Genomic DNA, 8,661 nt, shown 5'->3' with positions numbered 1-8,661 from the left:
TTCTTGGAGTGATGGCAGAGGGTCGATCGACTTGTTTTTTCTGACCCTCTGCCGCGTTTCGTTTTTGGTTTACTTAGAGGCAATTCCTAACGTTCAACAAGTGCACCGAAAAGTACTTGTTCCGCATTGAAAATATAAGCCATTTCCTGATCCGCAGTTATATTGCCGGTCATTTTCGTCAACAAGCATATACCACGTATTACCGCATGCGACGTAACATAAGCCATTTTCGCAATAGCTGAATCCGTCGCCGGCAGGAGGAAATGGTGGGGGAACTGTCTTTAATGGAGATAGCTTTTCCATCTTTTTTACAGATTTTAGCTCGTCGCCAGTTACTAATATTGAAGGCTTGGAGTTTCCTGTCATGATGTCCTCCAAATAGCCGAGGAATTCGGCCGATTGATATACAACCACAGGTTTGACCAAAAGAGAAACGGCGTCTGGACGTAGACGAACCATGTCAGAGCGCTCCGGAAGTCCCGGCCGTGCGGGTAACCACGGCATCCCTCAAACCCAGGAGACTGCCATGCGCTGCTCGTGCATGTTCTTCAGCCTGCCGTTAGCGAGTCTGGCACTCGYCGTCGCGATGGCGTTGTTCACACCGCATTCGCTCCGTGTCGACTACGGCGAAGGCCTCAGTGCCTTGTCGTGGCAGATGCCCGACTTCAGCGTGTTCGATGTCGTGGCCCCGGACGACGCGATCATTGCCGAGCGAAGTTTGCTCGACAAACCAGCCGATGCGCACTTTGCCGTTTACGTCCGGGCCAATCAGCCGTTGACCACCTGGCGCATCGCAGCCGACAGCTATTCGCATATCGACCCGCATATTCAGGCGGCCTGACCCTTGGAAGGCCGTCGTCCTATAGCGACCGGGCTGAAATGTCGCGGCCGTTTTCAAACGTCCTCGATATCGTCTTATTTACTTATGGGAAGGTAAATCTCCAACACCACCAGAAGTAGAGCGACGACGCCGAGGTCAGCGAAAAAATTGCAGTTCAGCCCTTCTGCCTTGCTCCTGATGTTTGCCGTGACGTTTTTCTGCGTCTGGTTGATCGAGCGCCAGCGTCGGCACCTCATGCTGTTTGCGCTGGCGTTTCTGGTCTTCGCCATCGCCACGTTCATTCAGCTCGCCTTGTGGCCGTCGGATATCGGCTTCAATATAGTGGTGACATCCGTGCTCTATTCGGCCGGTCCGCTGCTAATGGTCGAGGGCGTGCTCGCGCGCTCGGGCAGGTCGATACCGCTTGTCGAGCACGCTGCCTGGTTCACTGGGATCGTCGGCACGCTGTGCTATTTCTATTATGTCGACAACGACCTGCAGATCAGGGTCTATGTGCTCCATCTCGGCATGGCTTTCATCTTCCTGAGTGGGGTATGGAAGATCAGGCGTCTCGTGCGCGGCTGCGTTCTCGACAGGGCGGTATTCTGGCTGCTTCTCGGCTTGGCTGTGACGTTCATCGTGCGCACGCTGCTCACCGGCGGCACGGTTCCGAAGGACAATACTCCAGAATTCTTCCAGTCCGAGTTCTGGATCTGGGCGCAGTTCACCATGTCGGTGATTGGCGTCGCCGTGGGCTTGGGGCTCCTGGTCGTTGCCTGCGCCGACGTCATCCTGGCGCTCAAGGCCGAGCGCGACAGCGATCCGCTGACCGGGCTGCTCAATCGCCGGGGACTGCAGGGCAAGGCGTCGCGGCTGCTGGCGCTGGGGAGCAAGCCGTTGAGCATCGTTGCCTGCGATATCGACCGCTTCAAGAACATCAACGACCGCTTCGGCCATGCCACAGGCGATATGGTGCTGGCGAGCTTCGCCGGCATCATCAAGAAGAAACTCAAGGCGGGCGACGTCGCGGCGCGCACCGGTGGCGAAGAGTTCATCATGGTGCTGAACAATTCGGTCGATGACGCATTCAGCTTGACCGAGAGGCTGCGCCGCGAGATCGCGGGCGTGCGTTTTGGCAGCTTGCCTGCGGATATTGTCGTCACCTGCAGCTTCGGCATTGCCGAATTCCATGCCGGCGAAGGGCTGTGGGACGCGATCGCCCGAGCCGACAAGATCCTTTATGCGGCCAAGCGCGCCGGTCGCAACCGCACCTTTGCCGAAGGGTTGCAACTGCCGAGCGCCGCCTGTTTCGTCAGGCTAGCGATTGCCGGTGTTGTCGAGAATGAAGGTCAGCCGTTCGTCGACTGACGCCTTGGGGACCTCGATCAGGTCGTAGCTGCAGGCAGGGTAGGTCTCGACCAAGCTGGCATAGGTGCGCCGGGCCTCGTGTTCATCCTGCTTACGCTCGCTAGCTTATCGAGTAGCTTGGCATTTCCCCTCCCCATTTAAAATAGGGAAAAATAGATCAGGTTTAGATGGCCGTCGGCAAGAAGACGAGTGGGCGATCCATGGACAAGCTCACCAACATCAAGCCCACGCTTGGCGGCCTATCCAGCCGCTACAGCCCGGCCCCAAGGGATGAGCGAGAACGGGATAGGCAACGCTCCACCTCCAACGCATGGCGTATCTGGTACAAATGCCCGGTGGCAGAAGCTTCGCCGCCTCATCCTCGATCGCGACCTGTAAGCCTGCCAGCGCACCGGCGAGTTGCTTACGGGCAAGCACCCAGCACCAAACAGCGCAGTGGTCGATCACATCATTCCGCACCGTGGAGACGAGGCGCTATTCTGGGACGAGTAGTCCACGACAAGGTCAAGCAGGCCGAGGAGCTAAGCGAGATCAAGGGAAGTGGTAATAAGACCGCTGCGGGCGCCTACGCGTCAGGCGCTTCGCGCTGTTGGCGGAGATTGTAAGTGACGGCTTCCATGTCCTTCTGGAGGTCGTAAAGTTCGTAGGCCAGTGATGCGATCAAATCCGGCGTCACCTTGTGCAGCCATGATTGCGTGGTCTTTCCGTCCACCCTCCGGTACTCGACTTGAAGGGGTTTCGGCAGGTAACCAGTCTCTTCACTTCCGAAAATGCCTATTTCCACTGCGTCGTGTATCGCACGATTGCGACGTAGTTTGAGATCACCGTACCGAGACAGGGCATGCTCGGCTTCCGCCCGTAGGTCGAGATCAGCGATACGTCTTACACGCTCCTCTGCAAAGGGCCTTGTTTTATCGTCCCATACGCGAAGCTTGTGGGCCACGGTGTCAACAGTGATTGCCTCTTCAACTGCCTTTGGAGGGCACGCTGCGACTAGTTCGAAGAGCTTGTTGTCGGCGTAAGCAGCCTGCATCGCCAGATGGCCGATAGGTACAACGAACGGTGCACGATAATCGTCAACAGGTGGCAATCGCATTTAAAGCCTCGCAGTAGCAGGACGGCGGACGGACGAGGCTAATTGGGTTGGGACAACAAAACTGGACGGCATAGCTCCTCTACGGTGCGTACCGCGTCGTCCAGAGTTTTTGCAGTTTTGTCGTCTTCGCCCACTCCCCAAATGACATCTTCAAGACGCATCTCGCGTTGTTCACTACGGGAAAGGCCATCGTCTAAAAGGGCGTAGGTAGCGCGCTGAACAGCGTTGTAGGTAGCAATGATTTCGGAAAAGGGCTTGTCTCCTTCTGCACCGAACAGGGCAGAGAACCGATATCTCAGCGACGTGAGTTCTGTGAGAAAATCGACCTCCTTGTTGAGGCGCTCGAGCGGGGCAAAGACCGCATTCCGTCTTGATGTTTGCTCCGGAGTTTCGCCATCCTCCGGTTTTCTCGAGGCCCCCTCGTGGCCACGGGAGAGAGGATGTCTTGCCGATTGAAACAAGGCACGTGCTTTGTAGAAACCCGCCAATACCTCTTCTGCCAAATCGGTCTTTCGTTTCCAGTCAGCCAGTGCGCGCTCGTAGCGAAATTTCTTTTCCGCGAGGTCAGCGTCTGCCTTCAGGCGATCTTGGTGCATCGATCGTGCGTAGCGGTTGTTGATGATAGCCGCCCCAATAGATACGACGCCTGAAACGAGCGCCGCAACGACTGCCGGCGCTATGATCTCGTGAAGTTCCATTCCCGCCTTACCGATTGAAAAACAATCAAACCCCACAGCAGGTAATCAGACGTGGCGCTAACTGACAAGAAGCGTCGGCACTTCCGTAGACCGGAAGCTGAGAACTATCGCAGGCTGTACAAGGACAAACGGTGGTACGGGCCGCATGGCACACGCCAACAGGCGCTGCTCCGGGATCTATACACTTGCCAGCGCTGCGGCTGCTTGCTTGTCACAGGCAATCGGCACCATCCCCGCGCGGCAGTGGTCAATCATAAGAAGCCGCATAAGGGCGACCCGGCGTTGTTCTTCAGCCTGCAGAACACCGAGAGCGTCTGCAAATCTGACCACGATGCGCTGATCCAGAAGGAGGAAGCGCGAGGCTATGCCATCGGTAGCGACATCAACGGGCGACCGGTAGATCCGGATCATCCTTGGAACATTCCTGGAGATCGGCAGCGGCCAGCACCATAAGGGCGTAAGCGACTTCCTTGGGTTCCCATCCCGCTCTGATGGCATTCTTGGCGAGGCCGACGAAAGACGGCTCTAAGGCAAATCTGCAATCTGCCTGATAGTGAGGATCCGCAACTTGACGAACTGGCGGATTGATTGCCGCTTTGGCMATACAGCTACCTCGTGCACCGCCCCACCCTGTGTCCCGTCCTGATTAGGTGCCGATGCGAATAAGAGGTCAATACCGAGCTATTTCGCCTTCAGATGGAGACGACAGTCGGAAGTAGTACGACGACAGGGGGTGGGTCAAAATTCCGCAGGGATCGCGGCCAGGACCCGTGTCCCCCCTCCATTCGCACCGAGATGAATTCCAGGGAGGGGGGATGTCGCCCCTTTTGCGGGTAACCCCATGAGCTTCAACGCAATTCAGGGCGGCGACGGTGTTCCGGTCGAGCCGGATTGGTCATCGCTCTATGTCGACGAGCTAGACATTGCAGAGGCGCATGAGCAGTGGGGCATCGTAGCTCGCGAGCTTCAAGATGCAGGCACGCTGGCAGTCTCGAACGGCCACGCAATCAAGCGCCTGGTCGAGTTCAGAGTGCAATACGAGCGATCCTCACGGCATGTCGCCGAACATGGCCCGGTGCTGAAAGGCAAGCGCGCCAAGGTTGGCCAATGGAACCCGCATTGGTCGGTGATGCGCCAGGCCGACGAAGCAATCCGCGTCATTGAGGCCGAGCTGGGTATCGCTCCGGCCCGTCGTGGAAAGGTGACACAGGTGCAGCGTGGCAAGAAAAAGTCTCGGGCGGCCGACGCGTACCTCAAGCCAGTATCCAAATGATCCGACCAGCCAGTACGCGAGCGATGTGCTCGCCGGCAGGATTATTGCAGGAGAACATCACCTCGCCGCTGCCCAGCGGCACCTGAAGGATTTGAAGGACGGCACGGCACGCGGGCTCCATTGGCGCCCTGATGCTGCGGCGCGTGCGATTGGGTTTTCGCCTGCTGTATTGAGCATCACAGCCGGCGCGCATGAAGGTCGGCCGTTCCATCTGCTGCCCTGGCAAGTCTTCTGCAGTGGGTCGCTGTTCGGCTGGCGCATGGCGAGCGGCCGCATGCGCTTTCGATCTGCTTGGGTCGAGACTGGGAAGGGACAGGCCAAAAGCCCATGGATGGCGGCCACCGGGCTGTACATGGGGGGCTTCTACGGCGTGAAGCGTGCCGAGGTTTATTCCATCGGTCAGGATCGCGCGACGGCGAACGTTCTGTTTAAAGACGCAGTTGCCATGTGCCGCGCCAATATCCCCGGCGGCGAGGAAGACGAAGACGACTCGCTCGTTTCACGCTGCGAAGTCCTTATCCGCGGCGAAGGCGACAACGCTTGGAAAATCGAGTTTCCGGACTCGGGAAGCAAGTTTCAGTCGCTCGCGAATGGCGAGGCCATCTCCGGCCCGCGCCCGACGCTGGTGGCGGCCGACGAGATCCACGAGTTCAAGTCGAATACCTCGATCGAAACGTGGAAACGTGCCATCGCAAAGATGCCCGGCGATGCCCTGATGTTGCTCGGCACGAACACACCGGCTTCGACACAGATCGTCGGCACCGACTACTCGGAGTTCTATCAGAAGGTCACCACCGGCGAAGTTCTCGACGATGAGGCTTTCGCCTTCATTGCTCGTGTCGACAAGGCCGATCGTGAGAAGGTGTTCGACAACGAGGATTGCTGGCCAAAGGCACTGCCGGCGCTTGGCACTACGTTTCCGATTGAGAATATCCGCGGTGAGGTCAATACGGCGCGCGTGCTGCTGTCGACGGCGTTTTCGGTCAAGCGGTTGTACTTCGGCATTCCGATCGGGTCGGCGGATTTCTGGATTGCCGAAGAAGCTTGGGCGGCAGTGCAAGCGGCTGTCGACGTAAAGCAGCAGAAGGGTCGCAAGTGTTGGCTGTCGCTCGATCTGTCCGACAAGAATGATCTGACCGCGCTGACTGCGATCTGGATTGGAGATGACGGGCATCTCTACGCAAAGACCKGGTACTGGACGACACAAAGCGGGCTGAAAGAGCGCGCGCTCGCCGACAACGCTAAATACGTTGAGTGGGACGCGGATCCGGCAATAGATTTCACTGCGGTGCCTGGGGCCGTGATCGACAAGACCTTTGTTGCAGCCAGGGTGAAAGAGCTCGTCGCTGAACACGACGTGCAGTTTCTGGCATTTGATCCGGCCGGCATGGCTGATTTCATTGCGGCGTGCGAGGACATCGGGTTTCCGGTGTGGCGTTTCAAAGGCCCGGATGAGCCCGAGGGTCGGGGCCTGAAGCTTATCGCCCATGGCCAAGGCAAGCGCATCGTCTTCGAAGACCGCGCTCTTTGCATGCCGCGCTCGGTAGAAAAATTGGAAGACCGCATCCTTGCCCGAACGATCACCATCGACAATTCGCCGGTGACCTACATGTGCGCCGGTAACGCATTCCTCGACAGTGACGGCCAGGGCAACCGGGCGTTCGACAAGAAGCGATCTCGCGGTCGCATCGACGGTCTGGTCACAACGGCGATGGCCGCCGGTGCCGCTGACAATGAGCTCGGCGGGGCACCTGCGACGTCACCCTGGGATGATCCCAACTTTAAATATCAGGCGGCCTAATGGGTATCTTCGGACCAAATCAACGCCAAATCGAAGCAGCCGTCTCAGCCGCGCTCGAAAAGCGCGCATCGATCGAAGACCCAAGGGTTCCGATCTCGTCTGCGAGCATCGTCGAGTTCCTGGGACTGCAGGGTGTCTCCACTACAGGCATCACCGTGACACTCGAGAGGGCGCTTGGTGTGCCGGCGGTCTGGGCAGCGGTGAATTTCCTGTCAGGCACTCTGGCCGGTCTGCCATTGCATCTATTTCGCCGGATGGAAAAGGGGCGCGAGAAGGTCAAGGGCGGTCTTGCCACCATCTTGCACGACGCGGTGAATGACGAACTGTCGTCGTTCGACTGGCGGAAACACGTGTTCGATCAGGTGTTCACCGGCGGTAGGACGTACACGTTCATCGAGCGCAACGCACTCAACAAGGTGACGAACCTTTGGCCATTGGAGCCAGGCAAGACCACGGTCAAAAGACAGGAAGGGCGAAAGTTCTACGAGCATCGGGACGGCCGCAAGACGCACCGATATGAGGCGGCCGAAATCATCGACCTCGCATTCATGCTCAAGGCTGACATGTTGGGGCATCGTTCACCGATCCTGTCGAACAAGGATGCCATCGGCCTGGCGATAGCGGCCACAGACTACGGCTCGAAGTTCTTCCAGAATGGAGGCGTACCGCCGTTCGTGCTCACTGGGCCCTTCAACTCGCCCGGCGCTCTTGAGCGGTCCAGCGCCGACATGGAATTGGCCGTCCGTGAGGCGGCAAGCAAGAAGAAACTGGCGCTCTCGGTGCCGACTGGCCACACGCTTACGCCGATCGGCGTGGACCCCGAGAAGAGCCAGCTCGTCGCCCTCCAGCGCTTCGTCATCGAGCAGATTGCCCGCATTTATTCCCTGCCTCCTGTCTTCTTGCAGGATCTCACCCACGGCACATTCACCAACACCGAACAGCAAGACTTGATGCTGACGAAGCACACCTTGCGACGCTGGATTGAGCAATTCGAACAGGAGCTGAACCTGAAGCTCTTCGGCCGAGGCAACAACCGACAGTACGTCGAGATGAATGTCGACGGTCTCCTGCGCGGTGATTTCAAGACCCGCATGGAAGGTTATGCCCGCGCGATCACCACTGGCCAGATGTCCCCAGATGAGGCGCGCGAGATGGAAAACCGGCCAGCACATGGAGGTGCTGCCGCCAAACTTCACATGCAGGGCGCAATGCTGCCGATTGACAAACTTGGGCAGGTGCCGGTTCGCGGAATTGGTGACAACGGCGGCCCGCCATTGGACGAGAACGAAGGGAAGAACGACGATGCAGCGTGAAATCCGCGGCGGTCTACCCGCCGAGTTTCGGGCCGATGACGGTGCGGTGAACGTCTCTGGCTATGCAGCTGTGTTCAATCAGCCGGCCATCATAGGCAGCCTGTTCAAGGAGATCATCCACCCAGGCGCTTTCCGCGCGGCAATCGGGCGGGACGACGTGTCGTTTCTGATCAATCATACTGGACTGCCGCTGGCGCGGACTCGGTCGGGCACTTTAACGCTTGCCGAGGACGGCCACGGCCTCAAGGTCGACAGTTCACTGGATGCAACCGATCCCGACGTTGCCCGGATC

Annotated in this window: 9 protein-coding genes; 6 read left to right on the top strand and 3 right to left on the bottom strand. The window is 58.3% G+C overall.

From position 1 onward, the window contains the following. Positions 1–526: 526 nt before the first annotated feature. Both AC1DWF_RS27875 and AC1DWF_RS27870 read left to right on the top strand, forming a co-directional pair. The gene (locus AC1DWF_RS27875; RefSeq protein WP_476842308.1) at positions 527–841 is read left to right on the top strand and encodes a hypothetical protein; all 315 of its coding nucleotides are present in this window, start codon (positions 527–529) and stop codon (positions 839–841) included. A 186-nt stretch (positions 842–1,027) separates the two neighbouring features. Continuing rightward, a complete protein-coding gene (locus AC1DWF_RS27870) occupies positions 1,028–2,188 on the top strand; it encodes a GGDEF domain-containing protein (RefSeq protein ID WP_476789176.1) in 1,161 nt (386 codons plus the stop codon). A gap of 565 nt (positions 2,189–2,753) precedes the next feature. On the opposite strand, the gene AC1DWF_RS27865 is transcribed toward AC1DWF_RS27870, so the two are convergent. The 3 genes from AC1DWF_RS27865 to AC1DWF_RS27855 form a co-directional block, all read right to left on the bottom strand. Next, a complete protein-coding gene (locus AC1DWF_RS27865; RefSeq protein ID WP_476786399.1) occupies positions 2,754–3,284 on the bottom strand; it encodes a hypothetical protein in 531 nt (176 codons plus the stop codon). A 38-nt stretch (positions 3,285–3,322) separates the two neighbouring features. Next, positions 3,323–3,982 (bottom strand): hypothetical protein, encoded by a 660-nt coding sequence (locus AC1DWF_RS27860; RefSeq protein WP_476789175.1) that lies wholly within the window; start codon positions 3,980–3,982, stop codon positions 3,323–3,325. Between the two features lie 177 nt (positions 3,983–4,159). Then, positions 4,160–4,393, bottom strand: a complete 234-nt coding sequence (locus AC1DWF_RS27855; RefSeq protein WP_476787279.1) for a hypothetical protein — start codon at positions 4,391–4,393, stop codon at positions 4,160–4,162. Between the two features lie 430 nt (positions 4,394–4,823). On the opposite strand from AC1DWF_RS27855, the gene AC1DWF_RS27850 reads away from it, so the two are divergent. The 4 genes from AC1DWF_RS27850 to AC1DWF_RS27835 form a co-directional block, all read left to right on the top strand. Further along, positions 4,824–5,255 (top strand): P27 family phage terminase small subunit, encoded by a 432-nt coding sequence (locus tag AC1DWF_RS27850; RefSeq protein ID WP_476787277.1) that lies wholly within the window; start codon positions 4,824–4,826, stop codon positions 5,253–5,255. 25 nt (positions 5,256–5,280) lie between these two features. After that, positions 5,281–7,056, top strand: coding sequence for a terminase large subunit (locus tag AC1DWF_RS27845; RefSeq protein ID WP_476842307.1), 1,776 nt, complete (start codon positions 5,281–5,283; stop codon positions 7,054–7,056). Continuing rightward, positions 7,056–8,369 (top strand): phage portal protein, encoded by a 1,314-nt coding sequence (locus AC1DWF_RS27840; RefSeq protein WP_476783746.1) that lies wholly within the window; start codon positions 7,056–7,058, stop codon positions 8,367–8,369. The genes AC1DWF_RS27845 and AC1DWF_RS27840 overlap by 1 nt, the downstream gene beginning before the upstream one ends. Beyond that, positions 8,359–8,661: HK97 family phage prohead protease (locus tag AC1DWF_RS27835; protein ID WP_476842306.1), on the top strand; the 303-nt coding region annotated here is incomplete at its 3' end. The genes AC1DWF_RS27840 and AC1DWF_RS27835, both read left to right, overlap by 11 nt.

This window comes from Aminobacter sp. P4_D5, assembly GCF_056401815.1.
This window is presented reverse-complemented; position numbering and strand designations above follow the sequence as displayed.